Origin of the sequence: Salinivibrio sp. IB868, from assembly GCF_001995655.1 — a bacterium.
GTDB lineage: Bacteria > Pseudomonadota > Gammaproteobacteria > Enterobacterales > Vibrionaceae > Salinivibrio > Salinivibrio siamensis.
In genome coordinates this window covers 228,502-249,808 of record NZ_MUEW01000001.1, presented here as the reverse complement: position 1 = coordinate 249,808, position 21,307 = coordinate 228,502, and the positions used below count along the sequence as shown (strand labels likewise).

At 49.9% G+C, this 21,307-nt stretch carries 21 protein-coding genes and 3 tRNA genes; 9 read left to right on the top strand and 15 right to left on the bottom strand.

All coding sequences use genetic code 11. The features are described 5' to 3' along the window. Nucleotides 1-28: 28 nt before the first annotated feature. The 3 genes from BZG20_RS01070 (at nt 29) to BZG20_RS01060 (ending at nt 2,419) form a co-directional block, all read left to right on the top strand. On the top strand, nt 29-757 hold the full coding sequence (locus BZG20_RS01070; RefSeq protein ID WP_077577832.1) for a zeta toxin family protein: 729 nt from the start codon (nt 29-31) through the stop codon (nt 755-757). A 296-nt stretch (nt 758-1,053) separates the two neighbouring features. Next, nucleotides 1,054-1,527: an NYN domain-containing protein gene (locus tag BZG20_RS01065; protein WP_046073274.1), complete on the top strand. Its 474-nt coding sequence runs from the start codon at nt 1,054-1,056 to the stop codon at nt 1,525-1,527. Between the two features lie 67 nt (nt 1,528-1,594). Next, nucleotides 1,595-2,419, top strand: a complete 825-nt coding sequence (locus BZG20_RS01060; protein WP_077577831.1) for a Cof-type HAD-IIB family hydrolase — start codon at nt 1,595-1,597, stop codon at nt 2,417-2,419. 169 nt (nt 2,420-2,588) lie between these two features. Here BZG20_RS01060 and BZG20_RS01055 read toward each other — a convergent pair. From BZG20_RS01055 to hutC, 14 genes are all read right to left on the bottom strand, one after another. After that, nucleotides 2,589-2,665, bottom strand: a tRNA-Val gene (locus BZG20_RS01055). A gap of 13 nt (nt 2,666-2,678) precedes the next feature. Then, a tRNA-Val gene (locus BZG20_RS01050) sits at nt 2,679-2,755 on the bottom strand. A 23-nt stretch (nt 2,756-2,778) separates the two neighbouring features. Next, a tRNA-Val gene (locus BZG20_RS01045) sits at nt 2,779-2,855 on the bottom strand. A gap of 179 nt (nt 2,856-3,034) precedes the next feature. After that, nucleotides 3,035-4,039 carry a DUF3080 domain-containing protein gene (locus BZG20_RS01040; RefSeq protein ID WP_077577830.1) on the bottom strand — a complete coding sequence of 335 codons (1,005 nt, stop codon included), beginning with the start codon at nt 4,037-4,039 and terminating at the stop codon, nt 3,035-3,037. Nucleotides 4,040-4,158: 119 nt separating this feature from the next. Then, on the bottom strand, nt 4,159-5,529 hold the full coding sequence (locus BZG20_RS01035) for an MATE family efflux transporter (RefSeq protein ID WP_046073271.1): 1,371 nt from the start codon (nt 5,527-5,529) through the stop codon (nt 4,159-4,161). A 162-nt stretch (nt 5,530-5,691) separates the two neighbouring features. Next, the gene (locus BZG20_RS01030; RefSeq protein WP_046073270.1) at nt 5,692-5,895 is read right to left on the bottom strand and encodes a CPXCG motif-containing cysteine-rich protein; all 204 of its coding nucleotides are present in this window, start codon (nt 5,893-5,895) and stop codon (nt 5,692-5,694) included. Nucleotides 5,896-6,067: 172 nt separating this feature from the next. Beyond that, complete coding sequence (gene hxpB / locus BZG20_RS01025) at nt 6,068-6,721, bottom strand: hexitol phosphatase HxpB (RefSeq protein WP_077577829.1); 654 nt, start codon at nt 6,719-6,721, stop codon at nt 6,068-6,070. Between the two features lie 35 nt (nt 6,722-6,756). Next, the gene (locus tag BZG20_RS01020; protein ID WP_046073268.1) at nt 6,757-7,626 is read right to left on the bottom strand and encodes a fructosamine kinase family protein; all 870 of its coding nucleotides are present in this window, start codon (nt 7,624-7,626) and stop codon (nt 6,757-6,759) included. A gap of 159 nt (nt 7,627-7,785) precedes the next feature. Next, entirely contained in the window at nt 7,786-9,330 is a 1,545-nt protein-coding gene (hutH, locus tag BZG20_RS01015) for a histidine ammonia-lyase (RefSeq protein ID WP_046073267.1), read from the bottom strand. A gap of 10 nt (nt 9,331-9,340) precedes the next feature. Next, nucleotides 9,341-11,029, bottom strand: a complete 1,689-nt coding sequence (hutU, locus tag BZG20_RS01010; protein ID WP_046073266.1) for a urocanate hydratase — start codon at nt 11,027-11,029, stop codon at nt 9,341-9,343. 2 nt (nt 11,030-11,031) lie between these two features. Then, nucleotides 11,032-12,042 (bottom strand): formimidoylglutamase, encoded by a 1,011-nt coding sequence (hutG, locus tag BZG20_RS01005; protein WP_046073265.1) that lies wholly within the window; start codon nt 12,040-12,042, stop codon nt 11,032-11,034. Then, nucleotides 12,039-13,262 (bottom strand): imidazolonepropionase, encoded by a 1,224-nt coding sequence (gene hutI, locus BZG20_RS01000; protein WP_046073264.1) that lies wholly within the window; start codon nt 13,260-13,262, stop codon nt 12,039-12,041. The genes hutG and hutI overlap by 4 nt, the downstream gene beginning before the upstream one ends. Before the next feature lie 144 nt (nt 13,263-13,406). Then, nucleotides 13,407-14,198: a transporter substrate-binding domain-containing protein gene (locus BZG20_RS00995; RefSeq protein WP_046073263.1), complete on the bottom strand. Its 792-nt coding sequence runs from the start codon at nt 14,196-14,198 to the stop codon at nt 13,407-13,409. Nucleotides 14,199-14,253: 55 nt separating this feature from the next. After that, the gene (gene hutC, locus BZG20_RS00990) at nt 14,254-14,958 is read right to left on the bottom strand and encodes a histidine utilization repressor (RefSeq protein WP_046073262.1); all 705 of its coding nucleotides are present in this window, start codon (nt 14,956-14,958) and stop codon (nt 14,254-14,256) included. A gap of 253 nt (nt 14,959-15,211) precedes the next feature. Here hutC and thrS point away from each other — a divergent pair, with 253 nt between their 5' ends. The 6 genes from thrS to BZG20_RS00960 all read left to right on the top strand — a co-directional run bounded on the left by thrS (nt 15,212) and on the right by BZG20_RS00960 (nt 19,629). Then, nucleotides 15,212-17,140: a threonine--tRNA ligase gene (gene thrS, locus BZG20_RS00985; protein WP_046073261.1), complete on the top strand. Its 1,929-nt coding sequence runs from the start codon at nt 15,212-15,214 to the stop codon at nt 17,138-17,140. A gap of 3 nt (nt 17,141-17,143) precedes the next feature. After that, nucleotides 17,144-17,689, top strand: coding sequence for a translation initiation factor IF-3 (gene infC, locus BZG20_RS00980; RefSeq protein WP_077459463.1), 546 nt, complete (start codon nt 17,144-17,146; stop codon nt 17,687-17,689). Between the two features lie 96 nt (nt 17,690-17,785). Continuing rightward, nucleotides 17,786-17,980 (top strand): 50S ribosomal protein L35, encoded by a 195-nt coding sequence (gene rpmI / locus BZG20_RS00975; protein ID WP_025673304.1) that lies wholly within the window; start codon nt 17,786-17,788, stop codon nt 17,978-17,980. 36 nt (nt 17,981-18,016) lie between these two features. Further along, the gene (gene rplT, locus BZG20_RS00970; protein ID WP_025673305.1) at nt 18,017-18,370 is read left to right on the top strand and encodes a 50S ribosomal protein L20; all 354 of its coding nucleotides are present in this window, start codon (nt 18,017-18,019) and stop codon (nt 18,368-18,370) included. Nucleotides 18,371-18,538: 168 nt separating this feature from the next. Beyond that, a complete protein-coding gene (locus BZG20_RS00965; protein WP_046073259.1) occupies nt 18,539-18,826 on the top strand; it encodes a hypothetical protein in 288 nt (95 codons plus the stop codon). Next, nucleotides 18,826-19,629, top strand: a complete 804-nt coding sequence (locus tag BZG20_RS00960; RefSeq protein WP_077577975.1) for a PhzF family phenazine biosynthesis protein — start codon at nt 18,826-18,828, stop codon at nt 19,627-19,629. The genes BZG20_RS00965 and BZG20_RS00960 overlap by 1 nt, the downstream gene beginning before the upstream one ends. A 64-nt stretch (nt 19,630-19,693) precedes the next feature. Here the strand turns inward: BZG20_RS00960 and BZG20_RS00955 are convergent, their stop codons facing one another. Beyond that, entirely contained in the window at nt 19,694-21,082 is a 1,389-nt protein-coding gene (locus BZG20_RS00955) for a peptide MFS transporter (protein WP_046073257.1), read from the bottom strand. Nucleotides 21,083-21,307 lie beyond the last annotated feature (225 nt).

Here is a 21,307-nt window from a genome sequence, read left to right as displayed (position 1 = left end):
TGACTTTGCTCGTTTAAAGGCGAATTCAATGGATGATCAACAAATTACAGGTAAAGCTATAAAGCAAGCGAAAGCAATGAAAAAAATGATTGCCAGAAAGCTTGTTGATCATTTGCCCGAGGAGGAGGAAGCGGCTTCTGTATTTATGGCAGGGTCGCCAGGCGCAGGTAAAACGGAAACGGCTAGAGCGATGGTTCGTGCTTTTAAGAATGAGCACGACCTGACATTAGTGCACATAGAGAACGACGAGTTAAGAAAGGCATTTGAAGATTATCAAGGTTATAACTCGCCCTTGTTTCAGCGCCCAGCTACAATCTTGGTAGAAGCTATTCATGATCGCGCTTTGAAGCGAAGAGTCAGCTTTATTCTTGATTCAACGCTTTCCAGTTTCGATAAAGCGAAAGATAACATCGAGCGATCTTTGAAAAAAGGCCGCTTTGTTATGATTGTTTTTGTATATCAAGAGCCAGTGCAAGCTTGGCGTTTAGTGAAAGCGAGAGAAAGTGTTGAAGGTCGTCGTGTCCCCAGTGAAGTCTTCATTAATCAGTTCCTAGAATCGCAACGTGTGGTGAGTGAATTAAAGAAACTGTTTAGGGATCAGATTGATATCACTTTTATTGAGAAAAACGTCGATGGTGTCAACAAGAGACCACACTTTAACGTCGGTGACATTGACGCACTATTGCGCAAAAAGTACAATCGAAAGTCGCTTGAACGTATCGTCGGTATCACGAAAGGAGGGAGCCATGCAGAATAAGCGTAATAAGGTAAAATCTACCGCTTTCTCTGACTTCGTGCGTCACTCGTCGTCGAGAGAAAAGCGAAAGTTTTTCGATAAAATAGTGAGAGAAACGATTAAAGAGCAGCAAGACATGCTCACAAAGGCAGAGCAAACAGCTAAGTGTCAGTAATCGTTTATATTTCTCGTGAGAGCCGCTGTTGTCAGCGGCTTTTTTGTTTGTGCTACATGCGGCCACGCTCGTCATTGTCTTCACGGTCGTGTGATGTGGTATCCTCTCTGGCTTCAATTCTCCCACCGACTGTGAGCCTGACTTGAAAAAAATCGCGGTTTTTGTCGACGTTCAAAATATCTACTACACCACACGCCAAGCTTACGGGCGTCAGTTTAACTATCGCCAGTTGTGGCAAACCCTCAATGATATGGGTGAGGTGGTAACCGCGTATGCCTATGCCATTCGCCGCGATGACGATCAGCAAATCAAATTTCAAGATGCCCTGCGCCACATTGGCTTTACCGTCAAGCTAAAACCCTATATTCAACGCGCTGATGGTAGCACCAAAGGCGATTGGGATGTGGGGATTGCCATTGATGTGATGGAAACAGCTCCCGAGGTTGATACCGTGGTGCTGTTATCCGGTGACGGGGATTTTGACTTGCTGATGAACAAAATCCGCGCGCGCTATCACACTGAAGCGATAGTGCTTGGTGTGCCTTCCCTAACGGCTAATTCCTTGGTGAACAGTGTCGATCGCTTTATTGCGATTGAAGACGATATGTTGTTGTAGGCACGGCGTTTATTTTGCAGTTCTGGGACAGTTTCTGATTTTATTTTGATGTTGAAGTGAGTAAACGATGTACAAATTAATCGCCCTAGATATGGACGGCACCTTGTTAAACAGCGAGAAAGCAATATCTGCTGAGAATAAACAAGCCATTACCCGCGCGCGTGAGAAAGGCGTGACTGTGGTATTGGCGTCTGGTCGGCCGCTTGAGGGCATGCAGCCTAAGCTAGACGAACTGGGAATCGGATCGGATAAAGACTTTGTGCTGTATTACAACGGCTCAATGGTAAAAAACCTAGGTACTGATGAAGTTATCTTGCAAAAAGGGCTTGACGGCAAAGCCGCCAAAGCGCTGGCTCAGCATGCCGAGGCACTGGGTGCCTTCGTGCATGCATTTAGTACTGAGCACGGTTTGATTACACCAGCACAGAATCCGTATACCGAGATTGAGGGCAAGATCAACGGCCTAGATATTACCGTGATGGATTTCGAGACCCTAAGCGATGATCATCCGATTATCAAAGTGTTGATGGTGGCAGAGCCAAGCAAGTTAAACGAAGTGATCAGTGCGTTACCATCCGCGCTACGCGAGGAATTTACGGTCGTGCAAAGTGCGCCTTTCTTCCTCGAGTTTTTAAATCCTGCTAGCAATAAAGGGGCGGGGGTAGCCGCCATTGCAGCGCATTTAGGCATTCAACCCGATGAAGTGATTTGTATGGGCGATGCTGAAAACGACCACGCAATGTTGGAATACGCAGGCCTTGGTATTGCGATGGCGAATGCGATGGAAGCAACCAAGCAAATCGCGGATTACATTACCGAGAGCAATGATGAGCACGGTGTGGCCAAAGCGATTGAAAAGTTTGTGTTAGCGGCCGATAGCGCCGTAGCGTAAAACGAACAAGCATGAACAAATGGGGTGGGTGTTTGTGCCTGCCTCGTTTTATTTCATGATACTGATGGCATCGTTTACTGACGTGGCGTGAGCCTATCTTGCTTTAAAGAACAGATAGCGGTCTTTGCGCAAAACAAAAAAGCCTGCTTTTAAGCAGGCTCTCTGGAAATGGTGCGTCCGGGCAGACTCGAACTGCCGACCCCCGCCATGTCAAGGCGGTACTCTAACCAACTGAGCTACGGACGCGAATTTCAAAATGTGGTGCGTCTGAGTGGACTCGAACCACCGACTTCCACCATGTCAAGGTGACACTCTAACCAACTGAGTTACAGACGCATAATTTTTCGTTTCAAGCAAAGTGGTGCGTCCGAGTGGACTCGAACCACCGACCCCCGCCATGTCAAGGCGATACTCTAACCAGCTGAGCTACGGACGCACAGTGCTTGAAAGCGGGATGAATAGTAGCGAGTTCATCTTTGTCACGCAAGCGCTTAAGCGCATATTTTTGCGCAGAAACGACTGTTTGGCGATTTGATCGTCAATATGGCGGTATTTTCAGTATTCATCTTGCTTATATCGCTAAGCGATTGCACTGACTTACTGATTTTTGGTGCTTTATTGCCCAAGCTTAACCTCACAGCGCTGGAACAATTGCTGCCAGACATCAGCATGATGCTTAATCGCCGCTTTATACGCCTGATATGCTTCTCCCTCCCAGTAGGCTTTTTTATAATCGTTAAATATATCTGGGGTGTTTAAGCTCGCGAGGCGCGAAAGCGCGGGGGCGAGATCACGATAAAGTCCGTCTACCCGAGCAAGGTATGGCTGCACATCACCCACATAAAACTTATAAAACACGGTCTGTAGGCGTTTTAAACGTGTGGTATCGAAATTACCGCCGCAACGCACTGTCTGTTGATGATTAGCGATCAGTTCACTGGTTTGGTTAAGCCACGCGGTGTGATAGCTCAAGCTCACAAACAAATCGCCTAAGATGGGTTGTTTCTCGATACTTTCTTGCCAAGTCGTAACAGGCTCTGTGGGCGCTTGGGTTGAGGGTATCAATTGGCTAAACTGCTCAATAGTGTTAACCGCATTACTGTGGGCCGGCAGTTCGATGGGAAGTGTAAAGGCGGGTAAGCTGAGTTGTTTGCGCCAGGCGTCACTATCAATCAACGTATTCCAGATCACTTTCTCCCGTTGCTGGCGTTTAAGTGTTAATGCCTTTTTCAGCTCAGCTTGAATGCTCGGATCCTTCACTTGCGGCAAACACTGCGCCGCGGTATCGATGAATTTGAGCTCGTAGTCAAGTTGGCGAAAGCGATCCGCGACTTTACCCAAGGATGAATTGCGCTCCGCGATAAGGTTGAAGAGACCACACTGGCGAAGCTCATAGGCATCGAGCACCCCCATTCGCAGTTCATCAAGCGGCTGAACCAGATCGCGTTTACGTGGCAATGCTGGCAGTTCGGGGGAAGTGAAATCGGGGGTGGGTGCATCCAATACATTGCCAAGTCGCTGGTAATAGTCGGCCATCATATCCTTGGCCGGATCATCTGATTGGCAACCTGTTAGTGCTGCTAACGATATCACGAGTATTACAGTTTGTATTCGGCGCATGATGTCGTTTTTATCCTTTGGCTTTCGAGACTCACTTCCTGATGTTACGCGAGCGATCTGACCCGCGATCGCTCTGCGTAATATTAGTTTATCCGTATTGCTGGGGCTATGTAAGACGCTTACCGCTCTGCCATAGCCAGTTGGAACTCAGGAGATTGCTGGCGCATCCAGCGCAAGCGTAGGCCCAACAATACCGCGGCACTGGATAGACCGATAATAATGCCAACCCAAAAACCGTGCGCGCCCATGGCCGGTACCAGCCAGTCTGTCATGCCAAGCACATAGCCGAGCGGCAAGCCCAGCCCCCAGTAGGCGATCAGGGTGCGCTGGAAAATGGCGCGCATGTCTTTGTAGCCACGCAGAGCACCGGCAGCAACCACTTGAATCGCATCGGTGATCTGATAGACAGCTGCTAATAACATCAATGATGATGCCAGCGTGGCGACATCGGGATTATCAGAATACAGGGCGATAATTGGGTCGCGTAGCCACACGGTGAGTAAGGCGGTTACCACGGCGGTGCTGACACCCAGCCAAATACCGATTTTGGCGGAATTAGCCGCCCCTTCGGTGGTGCGTTTGCCCAATAGGTGGCCGACACGAATGCTGACCGCTACGCCAAGGCTCATCGGCAACATAAAGATCATGGTGGAGAAGTTGATCGCCACTTGGTGCGCGGCCACGGTGATCGGCCCAAGTGGGGCGATTAAAATAGCAATGGCCGCAAACAGCGTTACCTCGAAGAACAGTGAGGCCGCCACGGGGAAGCCGAGTTTAAATAAGCGGATTTGCTCTTTAATAATCGGCGTGTAGAGCGTTGCAAATAGGTGTAGGCCACTGAGCTTTTTGCTGATCATGACATACACGCCCATCAGTCCCGCCATTAACCAGTAAACCAGCGCGGTGGCAACGCCACATCCCACGCCGCCAAGTTCTGGCGCCCCTAGCTTACCGTAGACAAACATCCAGTTAAGCGGCACATTGGCGGCTAGGCCGATAAAGCCAATCACCATCGCTGGGACGGTCAACGACATCCCCTCGCATAGGTTGCGAATCGCCTGAAAAAGCAAAAAGGCTGGCACTGCCCAAATCACCGCATGCAAGTAACCAATGGTTTTAAGTGTGAGTGCCGCTTCGACATCCATCAAGTCAATAATAAAGCCGGCTTTATACAAGATGAGCCCAATCGGCACGCTTAATAGCAGTGCCATGTATACACCTTGCTGAAATTGAAAGGGGATCTGGTTTTCTTTGCCAGCCCCGTTGAGCTGGGCAATCACCGGGACCATCGCCATTAACAAGCCGATGCCAAATAAAATGGCGGGCATCCATATGCTTGAGGCAACCGCCACGGCAGCCATATCAGTGGCACTGTAGCCACCTGCCATTACGGTATCGACAAACCCCATTGAGGTTTGAGCTATTTGGGCAATAAAAACAGGCACACTGAGCCGAATAATGGCTCTTGCTTCATCATGGTATTGCTGCACGTCGGCCTCAATAGTTTGTGATTGAACGGAAGGGGAATGGAATCGCGCGCAATTATACGTGCTAGGGGAAGAGAAAGGAAAGCGAAAGCACTATCAATTTCGCACCCTCGGCGATGCAAAGTCCTTAGAACAGGCGCGTTGCGGCGGCATCGCGCTTAACGGTTAGAAAATTTGCTCATCATCCGCATCAATAAACAAATGAATGGTTCGATGAGATTCATCAATCTGCATATCGTAATGAATGGCATTGCAACAGTTTGGGCAGTCTTCATAAAACTCCTGGTTGCCACCACTTAGATCCAATGTGATATCAAAGCGATGACCACAGTGCGGGCAATTTACGATCCGGTCAGTCATATCATCCATGGTTACACACCTCTTTTTGATTCTCTGTACTCAAAATCAGTATAGATGAGGATGCTGAGGGGATAAACGTAGGGGATAATATGATCGATAAACTGGGCTATGCGTCGCGACAAATGGCATATCACCTTGATGCCGGTGAATGCCATTTATATTGCTATCATGATGTCGACGGCTAGAGCGATTCGAGATTATCTGCGCTAAATGCACGAAGGCTCGCAAGCTTTTGGTCGGCTATCACAAAGCGAGGATCCTCCCACTCATGGGCTGCTGGCACGACGATGGTTTTCATCGAGGCCGCTTTGGCAGCAAGTAGGCCAGTAAATGAATCTTCAAAAGCTACACAGTGATCGGGCTCCACACCCAAGGCATTGGCGGCGTTAAGATAGACCTCTGGGTGAGGTTTGCCGTGTTTAAGTGCACCGGCTGACTCCACGATGGCAAATTGATCACTGAGTCCCAATGCATCCAAAGTAGGATGGATAAGCGTGAGTGGCGACGACGATGCCAAGCCCACTTTTAGTCCTGCTTGATGGCAAATTGCTAACGCGTCTTTAACGCCTGGCATCATCGGCTTTTCGTCTTTCACTAACTCAACCACACGGTCGACGATTCGCGCCTGCACATCCGCATTGGAGGAACCTTGCCAGGGCTGAGTGCGTGCGTAGTATTTGACTATCTCGTCAATTCGAACGCCTGTGGTGTCACGCGTATCCTGTAAACTGATGGAAACACCCAGCTCGCTTAAGACGTCAATTTGTGCACGTTGCCAAAACGGCTCTGAGTCAACCAACAGGCCGTCCATATCAAATATTGCGGCAGATAACATCGCCAACCTCATTCTCAGTTTGTGTGCACCGCATCCTACACCGTGAGTGTGAGTTTTGTCAGCAATTGTTCTGCTTGTGTGAGGTATGGCCCGCCGAATAAGTTGACATGGTTAAGCACGTGATAAAGGTTGTAAATGTCTTTTCGATTTTGATAACCCTCATCTAACGGCCACTCGGCTTGATAGCCGTTGTAAAAGCTTGATGGAAAACCACCAAAGAGCTCTGTCATCGCGATATCGGCTTCTCGATCGCCCCAATAACAGGCAGGGTCAAACACCACCGGACCATTGACCGACAGGCCCATATTGCCAGACCAAAGATCCCCGTGCAGTAACGAAGGTTTGGGCGTGTGGCCGACAAGTTGGGCTTTAACATTCTCGATAATGGTATCGATGTCGCCAAAATGCAGCGAGCGCTCAGCCGCCAATTGCAATTGCCAACCAATGCGTTGTTCGGCAAAAAAACGACACCATTTGCGGTGCCAACAGTTTCTCTGCTCCGTGGTGCCGATGAAATTATCGTCATCGAAGCCGTACTCTGCTTGCTCTCCCCAGCGATGATGACGCGCTAAATGTTGCCCCAACAAATAAGCCTGCGTGTCATCTATCGGTTTGATGGGCAGGTAGTTGAGCACCAAGACAGCACTGTCTTTCACGGGGCCAATAAAATACACCCGAGGAACATGAATATGGCCGCTCATCGCGAGTTGACGCAACCCTTCCGCCTCGGCTTCAAAGGCGGGGAGTAGTGCACGCTCGTTTACCTTGACGAAAAAGCGCTGATCACCGCCATCGCTAATGCAATAGGCATCATGGATATCGCCACCACTGATAGCGTGTTTTTCGGTGATCTCGAAATCAATCCCGAGTTGTTCGGATAGGTGTACAGACAGGGCATGCCACATAAGCGACTCCGTTACATCGAGGTAAAGAGGGAAGTAACAGCAACTGGTTATATATTAGCCTATGATGTCGCCCAATATCTGTGGATATGACGACAGTTTAGATAAAAAACGGCTCATAAAGAGCCGTTTAACTGTCAAGTTTGGAACGCGTTACCGATGTTAGGAGACGGATGTCAAACTTGGCAAGATACCATTTGGCATTAAGCGGTTATAGGTCCCGGTTTTGAGTAGTGCGTTGGCCTTTTCAATATCAGGGGCAAAGTAGCGGTCTTTATCATAAAACGGCACCACGCCACGCAATTCTGCTTTGGCTTGCTCCAGTCGTTCCGAGGTTTTATCGGGCGCGCGAAAGTCAATGCCTTGACTGGCCGACAGCAGTTCGACGGCTAAGATACCGCGTGTATTGCTGCTCATATCATGCAAGCGACGAGCGGCAAAGGTGGCCATGGAGACATGATCCTCTTGGTTTGCTGAGGTGGGTAGGCTGTCAATTGACGCTGGGTGAGCCAGGGTTTTGTTTTCACTTGCCAACGCGGCAGCAGTGACCTGTGCGATCATAAACCCAGAGTTAACGCCACCGTTGTTAACCAAAAACGCCGGGAGTTTGCTGAGGTTGCTATCGATGAGCAGTGCCATGCGGCGTTCCGATAAGCTGCCAATTTCTGCAATCGCCAATGCCAGGTTATCCGCGGCCATGGCAACGGGCTCGGCGTGGAAATTCCCCCCAGATATGATGTCGCCATCTTCTGGGAACACCAAGGGGTTATCCGACACTGCATTGGCTTCAGTGGTAAGCACGTCGGCTGCTTGGCGAATTTGCTGTAAGCAGGCGCCCATCACCTGTGGCTGGCAGCGCAGTGAGTAAGGGTCTTGCACTTTTTCACAGTTTTGGTGGCTGTCACCAATTTCACTGGATTCATTCAACAGATGCCGATAAGCGGCAGCGGCATCCATTTGGGTTTGGTGGCCGCGCACTGCGTGAATGCGTGGATCGAAGGGGCGGCGACTGCCGAGTGCCGCTTCCACTGATAATGCACCACAAACCGTGGCGGCGGCATACAAGTCTTCGGCCTCAAATAAGCCTTCGAGCGCAAAGGCCGTTGACGCCTGGGTGCCGTTAAGAAGCGCAAGCCCTTCTTTTGGCCCCAGCGTGATAGGAGACAGCCCCGCGATTTTTAACGCGGCTTCACCGGAGATCACTTCGCCTTTATAACGCGCTTGGCCTTCTCCCAGTAAAACCGTGCTCATATGAGCCAGCGGGGCAAGATCGCCTGAAGCGCCAACGGAGCCTTTTTTAGGAATACAGGGATACACCTCGCGGTTGACCAATTCTGCCAGTGCTTTGACAACCTCAAAGCGGATCCCTGAATAGCCTCGCGCTAAGCTCGCAATTTTGAGCACCATCATCAAGCGCACGGTGGCATCGTCCATAAACTCACCAATGCCCGCCGCGTGAGACAGTACAATCGAGCGCTGGAGCGTTTCGAGATCGTCAAGCTCAATGCGGGTATTGGCTAATAAGCCAAAGCCAGTATTGATTCCATACACCACCCGTCCTTGTTCAAGGATATCGGTGACGGTGTCGGTGCTGGTTTTCATGGTGGCTTCAATGCCGTCAGCAAACGCCAGTTGAACGGGCTCTCGGCTAACTTGTCGCAGTTGATCCAGGGTGAGCTCACCAGGTTGTAGCGTTAATGTGTACATCTTGCTCTCCTTAGCGCAGCGGTTGGTTAGGTAAGTCCAACAGCGGCAGATCGAGTTGTTCTTCTTTGGCACAATCAATGGCAATGTCATAGCCGGCATCGGCGTGGCGCATGACGCCGGTCGCGGGGTCGTTGCGCAGCACGCGTGCCACACGTTGGTGTGCATCGTCGGTACCGTCACACACTATGACAACGCCAGAGTGTTGTGAAAAGCCCATACCAACACCGCCACCGTGGTGCAAAGATACCCAGGTGGCCCCTGATGCTGTGTTTAGCATCGCGTTGAGCAATGGCCAATCTGACACCGCATCTGAGCCATCAAGCATGCCTTCGGTTTCACGGTTCGGGCTCGCCACTGAGCCTGAGTCTAAGTGGTCACGGCCAATCACAACGGGCGCTTTGAGTTCGCCATTCTTCACCATTTCGTTAAAGGCAAGGGCCAAGCGGGCACGGTCTTTGACACCCACCCAACAAATACGTGCCGGTAAGCCTTGGAATTGAATGCGCTCTTTGGCCATATCAAGCCAGTTGTGCAGGTGTGGGTCGTCCGGGATCAGCTCTTTGACTTTTTGGTCGGTTTTATAGATATCTTCCGGATCGCCCGACAGGGCCGCCCAGCGGAACGGACCAATTCCTTGGCAGAATAACGGACGAATATAGGCAGGGACAAATCCTGGGAAATCAAAGGCATTGTTAACCCCCACTTCGAGTGCCATTTGGCGAATGTTATTGCCGTAATCCAAGGTCGCCGCGCCGCGCGTTTGCAAATCAAGCATCGCTTTTACTTGTACGGCCATTGACGCTTTCGCCGCTTTCACGACCTCTGCTTCGCTTTCTTTGCGCTGAGCAGCGGCTTGTTCCATGGTCCAGCCCTGCGGTAGGTAACCGTTAAGGGGATCGTGGGCTGAGGTTTGGTCGGTGACCACATCAGGGGTGATATTGCGCTTCACCAGCTCTGGGAAAATATCAGCCGCATTGGCCAGTAACCCAATGGAAACGGGCTTACCAGCTTGATTAGCTTGCTCAATCATCTCCAGGGCTTCGTCAAGCGAGGTGGCTTTACGATCGACATAGCCGGTGCGCAAGCGATAATCGATGCGGCTTTCATCACACTCAACCGCAATCATTGAAAAGCCAGCCATGGTGGCTGCTAGCGGCTGTGCGCCACCCATGCCACCTAGACCACCGGTCAAGATCCAACGTCCCTTGGCTTCACCATCGAAATGCTTCTTAGCGACGGCAACAAAGGTTTCGTAAGTGCCTTGAACAATGCCCTGTGAGCCGATATAAATCCAGCTCCCCGCGGTCATTTGGCCATACATCATTAACCCTTGCTTATCGAGCTCATTGAAATGTTCCCAGTTTGCCCAGTGCGGCACCAAGTTTGAGTTGGCAATAAGCACACGGGGCGCATCTTTGTGGGTCGGGAATACCCCGACAGGCTTACCGGATTGCACCAACAAGGTTTGGTCGTCATCAAGACGTTTAAGCACCTCGACAATTTTATCGAAACATTGCCAATTACGGGCGGCCCGACCAATACCTCCATAGACAACTAAGCCATTAGGGTGTTCGGCCACGTCTGGATGTAGGTTATTCATTAGCATGCGAAGGGGGGCTTCGGTTAGCCAGCTTTTAGTATTTAGCTCTGGCCCGGTTGGGGCTTTAACCGTGCGTGAATCAAAACGTGGATCCGTCATGGTTACTCTCCTTGTTGGTGAATATGGTGCGACGCCGCGTGTAGCATGGTCCAAGCCATGCGAGCCGCTAATCGACTGGTTTGCTGGTCGCGATCGTAGTGAGGATTAACTTCAGTGATGTCGCACACGGGAACACGAACGCGCTGCCGGTCGGCTTCACTAAAAATGGATTGAATCAGTGGTTCAATGACTTGCACTGGGACGCCGATTGCCGCTGGTGCGCTCACACCTGGCGCGGCACTGGCGGGAAAAACATCCATATCGAGCGTGAGGTATAAGTAATCACATCCTTGGATGAATTCGCTTAATTTCGCTTTGAGTGCCGGTAGCGCAGCCACCTGCATGTCGATATCTTCTTCTACCCAGCACCCAAGTTGTGCGGCTTTATCAAAGAGTGCCTGGGTGTTGCTGGTTCGGCTTACGCCTAGGCAGGCATAGTGAAATGGCCAGCCTTTTTGCTGACAAAGCTGGGCGATCTGCGCAAAGGGTGTCCCTGAGCTACCGGCTTCGCTGATCCCTTGTGGCGTGCGCAAGTCAAAGTGCGCATCAAAATTAATGATACCGATTGTTGGTGCGTGTGTTGGTGACGTGTGGCGAGAAACATAACTGGATAAGCCTTGAAAGCTTGCCCACGCCGTTTCGTGCCCGCCCCCCAGCACCAAGACATTATGCTGTGATAGTGTTTGGTGAATGTGTTGACTTAGCCCTTGCTGTGCAAGGATGAGGTCGGTGTCATCACAGACAATGTTGCCGCCATCATAGAGGGCAGGGGCGTTGTGCCAAGCTAAATTCGCCAATGCCTGCCGGATTGTATTCGGTGCCAGAGCTGCCCCCTGACGACCTTTGTTACGAGCGACACCTTCATCACAAGCAAAGCCGTAGATCACCACGCCGCCTTGTTCACACGATGGCGTGTACGAGGTAACCGTTTGGTGCAAGCGCAGTCCGCGCTCGCCGTCCTCTGGGTCAACGCGCCCTTGCCACACACTCATGTCTGCAGGTAGATGTTTCATCCTCGTACCCCTTGATTGTCGTACCATGTTCCGCCAACGATGCGCCCGGCAAGTGGTGCGGTGCCCACCATGTAGCTAAGCTCAGCCGGTGAGTCGCAGTGCCAAACAGCAAAGTCCGCGTCAAAGCCAGGTGCTATTTGGCCTTTTTGGGTCAACCCCATCGCTTGCGCGGCATGGCGGGTTACGCCGTAAAGGTTCTCTTTGGGCGTCAAGCTAAAAAAGGTGGAGGCCATATTCATCATCAGGGTTAAAGACGCAAACGGTGATGTGCCCGGATTAAAATCGGTGGCGATCGCCATTGGCACATGATGATCACGAAGTGCTTGAATCGGTGGTTTCTGGGTTTCTCTCAAAAAGTAAAACGCGCCAGGAAGCAAGGTTGCAACCGTGCTGAACGCGGCCAAAAGCTGAGCATCAGCTTCTGACAAGTATTCAATATGATCAACGGACAAGGCGCCTGCCTTTGCGGCTGCCACACTGCCGCCAAGGTCACTGAGCTGCTCGGTGTGGGCTTTAATGTTTAAGCCATAGGCATTGGCCGCGGCATACACCTTTTCTGCTTGGTCGACGCTAAAGGCTATTTTTTCACAAAAGACGTCTACGGCGTCAGCCAGTTGCTGTTCTGCCGCGGCGGGGATCACCGAGTGACAAACATAATCAATATAATGGTCGGCATCGTGTTGATACTCAGGCGGTAATGCATGCGCCGCTAACAAAGTCGTTGAGATATTGATAGGCAAGTGCTGTTCAATGGCTCTTGCTACACGCAACATTTTGAGCTCGTCTTCGAGGGTAAGCCCATAGCCTGATTTGATTTCGATTGTTGTGACACCGTCACGCATTAACGCCTCTGCCCGAGGGAGAGCAAGCGCCAGTAATGTCTCTTCGCTGGCCGCACGGGTAGCATTCACGGTCGATAAAATCCCCCCACCTTGTTTTGCAATGGTTTGATAGGGCACACCGTTGAGGCGCTGCTCGAATTCACCGGCGCGGTTACCTGCAAACACGAGGTGGGTATGACTGTCGATCAGTCCCGGGGTGACGAGACACCCTTTTAACGACTGCGTAGGCCAATCGAGCTGCTTGGCTTGCTGTCCTACCGCAACAATTTTGCTGTTCTCGACGGCAATCGCTGTATTGGGTTGGCATTGGTAGCCAGTACTCTCACGAATATCGCTCGCCATACTGACCACATTTGCGTCGGTAAATACCTTCTTCATGGCGAATCCCTTGCTGCTTCATAAATGTCTATACAAATGTATATACAAATAAGGGCGCGAGCACAAGAGGGGTTGTAAAGGTTTTGTGATCGGCTCGATCGTTTTGGCGAGATTAGAGAGATTAATGGCGCGGAAAGCGAACCGCTAGTCGTAAGCGCCGTTTTCAAAATCCGTGATCAGTTCATCGTAGCGTCCGGATTGATGCAAGCGCTCTAGCCCTTGATTGAACGCGGAGATGTACTCATCCGTCTGTTCGATTTCTCGACTGATCAGTACATGCAATGAGGTGACACGAAAAGGGCGTGAATGACGAACGATGTTACCACGCGCTTGTTCGTCGAAATGCTTTCTGAGTATTCGCTCGGCAATGAGGCGGTTACTGATGACAATATCGACCCGGCCTCCAATGAGGGCACGAAAGTTTTGTAGTTCGGTGGTCGTGGCTTGATAGTTAATTTGCAATCCGCGTTTTTGCATTTGCTGCAGCATGTATTCGTCAAGGTAACCACGGTTAACACCAAGCTTTATACCTTCCAGATCCGCTTCTTCTTGCCAGTCAAATGCATAGTGCTTTCGGTGATAAAGGTAAACATGCTCAGGAAAGATGGGCGCCGAGTAGGCAAAGTATTTCTCACGTTCCTCTGTGTAGCCCCAAGCCACAGAGCCATCCCAGTAGCCACTTTTTGCCATCACATAGGCGCGTTTCCACGGGAAAAAACCATAGTGAACGCGATAACCACTTAGCGCCGCCGCTTCTTCAACAATATGACTGATAAGGCCTCTGTGTTTGATTTTCACTGACATTAGCGGGGCGAATTCACCGCTAGTAAGGCGGATGATTTTGTCTGTGGCGCCAGCGGTGGGAGTGATCAGCGTCAAAACGATCACGATGAATAGACAATGGCGGCTGAATAGCGTTAACACACGCGCAAACATCTCTTTACCCCGATACACGACCTTTCAACAAGCATAGCCTACCGACGCAGGTCGGCTATCTGTCTGTACGTGATGTTAGCTTATAACGTGAACCAGGATGGTAGAGTAATGCGGCGCTGACCAGCGTTTGCTGACTCCAGGTGCGGCGGTGGAGTAAAAGGCAGGGCTCATCAGACTTCATCGCCAATGCCTCTTTGACTGCTGCTGATGGATTAATCGCTTCGACACTATGCTCAATGGTGTTAACTGGGCACACTGAAGACAAGTACTCATTGGGGGTGGTCTGGTTGAAGTCTTGTTCCAGATAGGCAGGCGCAAGCGCCGGGTTCACCCAGCGCTGCTCGAGCTGGAGCGGTATCTCATCACCGTAGTGGACAATTTCGCTGTAGTAGACGTCGGTGCCTAACATCACACCCAAGCGCATTGCCACATCAACGGGCGCAGAGAGGCGTTTCAATGCATGGATGACGCTGTGATAGTGCTGACCGCGTGCAGTGACTTCATCGGCAATATTGCGAATGTCCATCAACGGTGATTCCGCTTTGGGTTCAGTAACAAACGTGCCTAGCCGCGGCGTGCGTTCGAGTAGCCCATCAGTCACCAAGTCACGAACCGCCTTATTGACCGTCATCCGGCTAACGTTGAATAGATCGCACAGCTCGTATTCGGTGGGGATACGCGTACCAACCGGCCAAACCCGTGTCTCAATTTTTTCTTCAATGTAGGCTTTGATTTGTTGATAACGAGGCGCGTTGGCCATACGGTTTCCTTGTCAAAATTGTGTATACAAATCAGGATTGATGAAGTCTCGCGTAAAATCAAGTGAATGATAGAAAACTTGATTGTTTATCACGCTGATTCTCGCGCAGAAATTATTGTTGGGATGACTTGCATCACAAATGCGGGATCTTCATAATCGTCATTCTACTCGCACTGTGCGGTTACTTACTAATCGCCAAAATACACTTCATGTGCCACTTGGTGTGTGGCACCACTGAGAAGGATTGTTATCAATGCCTCTAATTACTCTCCCTGACGGCAGTCAGCGTGCTTTTGACCATCCGGTTTCTACTTACGATGTCGCCAACGATATTGGTCCAGGCCTTGCTAAAGCTTGCATTGCCGGCCGTGTAAATGGTGAACGTGTTGACGCGTGTGATCTTATCGAGCAAGACGCCCAACTGGAAATCATCACTGCGAAAGACGAAGACGGGTTAGAAATCATTCGCCACTCATGTGCGCATCTTTTAGGTCATGCGATTAAGCAGCTTTTCCCTGACACTAAGATGGCGATTGGCCCAACCATCGACAACGGTTTCTATTACGACATAGACATGGATCGCTCGCTCACCCAGGATGACCTGGACGCCATTGAAAAGCGTATGAAAGAGTTGGCGAAAACTAAATATCAAGTCGTGAAGAAAAACGTGAGCTGGCAAGAGGCGCGCGACACGTTTGAAGCGCGTGGTGAGTCATACAAGATAGAAATCTTGGATGAGAATGTATCACGTGACGACCGTCCGGGCTTGTACCACCACGAAGAATACATTGATATGTGTCGTGGCCCACACGTGCCAAACATGAGCTTTTGTCAGAACTTCAAAGTCCTGAATGTGGCTGGCGCTTACTGGCGTGGGAATAGCGACAACAAAATGCTACAGCGTATCTACGGCACAGCATTTGCTGATAAAAAACAACTTAAAGCACACCTGGTGCGCTTGGAAGAGGCTGCCAAACGTGACCATCGTAAACTGGGTAAGCAACTTGACCTGTATCATATGCAGCAAGAAGCGCCGGGTATGGTCTTCTGGCATCACAACGGCTGGACGATTTTCCGTGAGCTAGAGCAGTTTATTCGTGACAAACTGGCTGAGTATGATTACCAGGAAGTCAAAGGGCCGCTCATTATGGATCGCGTGCTTTGGGAGCGCTCAGGCCATTGGGACAAGTATGCGGATTACATGTTCACGACGAATTCTGAGAACCGTGAATACGCACTCAAGCCAATGAACTGCCCCGGTCATGTCCAGATCTTTAACCAAGGCCTTAAGTCGTACCGTGACCTGCCGTTACGTATGGCTGAGTTCGGCAGTTGTCACCGTAACGAACCATCAGGCGCATTGCATGGTCTGATGCGTGTTCGTGGCTTTACCCAAGATGACGCGCACATTTTCTGTACCCCAGAACAGGTGCAGCAAGAAGTCAGTGCGTGTATCGAGATGGTCTATGAGACCTATCAGACCTTTGGCTTTAACAACATTGAAGTCAAGCTGTCGACACGCCCTGAAACACGTGTTGGCTCCGATGAAATGTGGGATAAAGCCGAGCAAGCCTTGAATGAAGCGTTAACGGCAATGGACATTCCGTTTGAAATTCAAGAAGGTGAGGGCGCATTCTACGGACCTAAGATTGAATTTACCTTGCATGATTGTCTCGATCGTGCATGGCAATGTGGTACAGTGCAGCTTGACTTTGCGTTGCCCGAGCGCCTAAGCGCGACCTATGTAGGGGAAGATAATGAGCGGCACACACCGGTCATGATCCACCGTGCTATCTTGGGCTCACTAGAACGTTTCATCGGTATTCTTATCGAAGAATACGCAGGACATTTCCCCGCGTGGTTATCACCACAACAAGCCGTTGTGATGAATATCACGGATAAACAAGCAGATTACGCGCAAGAGATTGCGAAAAAACTGCAAAAAGCTGGATTTAGAGCCTCTGCGGACTTGAGAAACGAGAAGATTGGCTTTAAAATCCGCGAACACACTTTGAAGCGTGTTCCGTATATGTTGGTTTGTGGTGACCAGGAAATGGAAGCTGGCGAAGTCGCAATACGGACCCGTAAAGGTAAAGATTTGGGTAAAATGAAGATTGATGACTTCTTAGCGCAGTTGCAGCAAGAAGTGCAAGATCGAACACTCAATATTGTGGAGGAATAAGGTATTAAAGGCGCAAGAAAAGCCCCGGCAAAGAAGAACGCTCATCGTCTAAACAACGAAATTCGTGGTGTTAAGGAAGTACGTCTGACTGACGCCGACGGTGAACAAGTGGGTATTGTCCCATTTGATGAAGCACTCGCCAAAGCAGAAGAGGCGACTCTTGACTTGGTAGAGATCAGTCCGAACGCTGAGCCGCCGGTTTGTCGTATTATGGATTACGGCAAATTCCTTTACGAGAAGAGTAAAGCTGCGAAAGAGCAGAAGAAAAAACAAAAGACTATTCAGGTTAAGGAAGTCAAATTCCGTCCTGGCACAGATGTAGGCGACTACCAGGTAAAACTACGCAACCTGGTTCGCTTCATTGAAGAGGGCAATAAGGTCAAGGTCACTATCCGATTCCGCGGTCGCGAAATGGCGCACCAAAGCATCGGTGTTGACGTGCTGAACCGCTTGAAAGAAGACACTGCTGAAATTGCTTCAGTAGAAAGCTTCCCTTCACGCATCGAAGGCCGTCAGATGATCATGGTTCTGGCCCCAAAGAAGAAGTAATTCTGGCTTCCAAGTAACATGCGGCTGCGCCCGTTGGGTGCAGCCGCTTTGTTCGCCAAATTGCTATGTTATTAATACAATGCGGAGTTATTCATCATGTCTAAGATGAAATCCAACAAAGGTGCTGCTAAGCGTTTCAAAAAAACAGCTGGTGGCTTCAAGTACAAGCGTGCAACCAAGCGTCATATCCTGACTAAACGTACTACTAAGAACAAGCGTCAGCTTCGTCCAAATGCGGTTCTTCCTGCGTGCGAAAACGCGCAAGTAGCTCGCATGCTGCCATACGCATAAGTTTTTAGTTTTATTATTTAGTTTAGGAGAGAGACAATGGCTCGCGTAAAACGTGGTGTACAAGCTCGTGCACGTCACAAGAGTGTAATGAAGCAAGCGAAAGGTTACTATGGTGCGCGTTCACGCGTATACCGCGTAGCTTTTCAGGCGGTAACGAAAGCTGGTCAATATGCTTACCGTGACCGTCGCAACAAGAAACGCCAATTCCGTCAACTGTGGATCGCACGTATCAACGCTGCGGCTCGCCAAAACGGTATGTCATACAGCCGTCTGATTAACGGTCTTAAAAAGGCATCTATCGAAATCGATCGTAAGATCCTTGCCGATATCGCGGTATATGACAAAGCAGCATTCTCTGTGCTGGTAGAAAAAGCGAAAGCTTCACTGTAATTTTTACAGTAAAGAATTGCTGAGAAAGGAGAGCTTCGGCTCTCCTTTTTTATTATTTATCACTGCCTAAGTAATTTAACTCTGAGCATGCAAAAGTATTCACTGCTAACGCCTACCCATTACTCGTATCATGATATAGTGTCTGAAAATACCATTAGGGGCATAACGATGAACCAATACGTCTTCTTTTGTCAGCCTAACCACTGTGACCAGTTTACTTACTTGGTCAAGGAAGCCCCCAGCTACCTTGTTGAAAAAGGCACATTGTTAGAGCAGGGAATGATCATTGAAGGGGATGTGATTGTTGCTGATTGTGCGGAGACCGCGATTGAAAAATTTCGCCAGATTAATCTCAATGCGATTGAAGATTACATTCAGCACGATCCTACCGTTGGCTTTACGACCTTTATTATGGAAATGTATCATTCGCTGCGTCGTCGTCTTGGAGCTAAATGATGATTGTCGATATCTATCAAGTTGATGCCTTTAGCGCGTCATTGTTTCAGGGAAACCCGGCAGGGGTGTGTATCTCGGCGTCCATGTTGGATGAAGCAACCATGTTGGCCATTGCCGAGGAAATGGCGGTCTCTGAAACCGCATTTCTTGCTTTAGATACCATGTCCTTACGCTGGTTTACACCGAAAGTTGAAGTCGCACTCTGCGGTCATGGCACACTCGCCACAGCTCATATTTTAGCTGAGCGTGGTGACGTCAAGATAGGTGACAATGTCACTTTTCATACGCAGTCTGGGCCTCTTGATGTGACGATTCAACGCGAGGGTATAGCCATGGCCTTTCCTGTTCCTGAGCTGACAGAAATAACGCCAAATCCACCGCGGCTAGAAGGTTTAGGTTTACGTGGCTCTGATATCCGCACGAGTTATTCTTTTGGCGAAAAAGAGCTATTGGTGGTTGATTCTGAAGACGATGTAAAAGCGCTGTCTCCGGATTTTGCCGCGTTAAATACGCACCCTGGACGTGGCGTGGTGGTGACTGCGGCAAGCTCTGATAATACGGTCGATATTGTCTCTCGCTACTTCGCTCCTTGGGTGGGGGTGAATGAAGATCCCGTGACGGGTTCGGCGCATTGCGCGCTGGCAGTGTATTGGTCACAAGCGTTGAGTAAAAAGCAGCTTATCGGTTATCAAGCATCCGCACGCGGTGGGTGTATCAAGATGACGCTTAGCGAAGACCATGTGTTGCTACAAGGCCAAGCAGTAACCGTATTTAGCGGAACGCTGGATTTAAGTAAGACCTAGCAATAATCAGCGCAACTAAAAAAAGAGGCCAAACGGCCTCTTTTTCAGTGGTGAAGTGGGCGTGTTAAGCCACTTGCACTTGTTGTTGTTCGATTTCTTCACTTGGTGTGGCGCCGGACTCAGCGCCATGCATCCAACGAATCAGCGTGCCGGATAGCGCGAGTAAGATCACACCGGAAATCGCAGCGGTTGCCGCGATACCGCCGAAGATGGCCATAGCGCCATAATCACCCACATGCGAGCCTATGATACCCGCCACATAGTTGGCAATCGCGTTAAAGCCGAACCAAGCACCCATCATCAATGAAGCCAAGCGTAGCGGCGCGAGCTTAGTGACCAAGGATAAACCGATAGGCGAGAGACAAAGTTCGCCTAACGTGTGGAAGAAGAACGCGCCCACCAGCCAAAACATTGACGTTTTCACTGTGGTATCGCCACCTTGCTCTAACACCGCGCCAATCATGCACACAAACCCCAGTGCCAACATAAATAGCGCCATCGCGAACTTCACGGGCGAACTGGGCTCTTTAGGGCCTAGGCGTACCCACAGTGAGGCTGCGATGGGTGCACAGACAATGATGAAGAAAGGATTAAGTGATTGGAACCAAGCCGCCGGTATCTCAAACCCACCAACCATACGGTCCGTATACTCTTGGGTATAAATATTCATCAAGCCACCGGCTTGTTCAAAGCCAGCCCAGAAAATAATGACAAACAAACCCATTAATAAGATGACTTTAAGGCGATCGATTTCTTGCTTCGTCAATGGAGCGTTGGTCTTGGAGTGATTGGCGTCTCGCGCTTGCTGTGCGGCTGGGACTCGACCTATTTCACCTAACCAAGAGTTGGCCATGGTTAGCTGGATCAGCAGGCTGATCACCATACCTACACCGGCGGCGAAAAAGCCATATTGCCAGCCGTAAGCGCTGGTCACAGAGCCCGAGACGAAGCCTGCTAACAATGAGCCAATGTTGATGCCCATATAAAAGATGGTAAACGCACCATCACGACGATGATCGCCTTCATCATAAAGGTCACCAACCATCGTCGAAATGTTGGGTTTTAGCAGGCCACAACCGGTGATGAGCAACGCGAGACCGGCGTATAACGTATGAACAATGTCCAAACCGTATTGTTGAGCAGGAAAAGCTAAGGTGAATTGTCCAATCGCCATCAGTGCACCACCAACGACGACAGCGCGACGTTGGCCAATGAAGTTATCGGCAATCCACCCACCAATCAGCGGCGTGATATAGACGAGGCCAGTGTAGTAGCCATAAAGTTCGAGTGCGTCTTTGGTTGACCAGCCTAAACCACCGTTGATGGTTTGATCGGTCAAATAAAGGACGAGGATGGCACGCATTGCGTAGTAGGAAAAGCGCTCCCAAAGCTCAGTGCCAAAAAGTAAGAACAGTCCCCGAGGGTGACCAAGTATTGTTTTTTGGTTTTCCATAACTATCTAATTATTCGTTGAATGATTGTTGGGTCTGCATGGGGCTAGCCGGGTGCAGGGTGTTGGCGTTAACGCCTTTGTAAAATGGCCTCCTGTATTTTGTAACAAAATATGTAAAACTAGCGTAATGGTTTTTTACCAAAATTAAAAACTATTATTCAAGCCAAATTAGCGTGGATAATAACAGTCTGTCTATTACATGTGGGATATATGACCAGAACATGC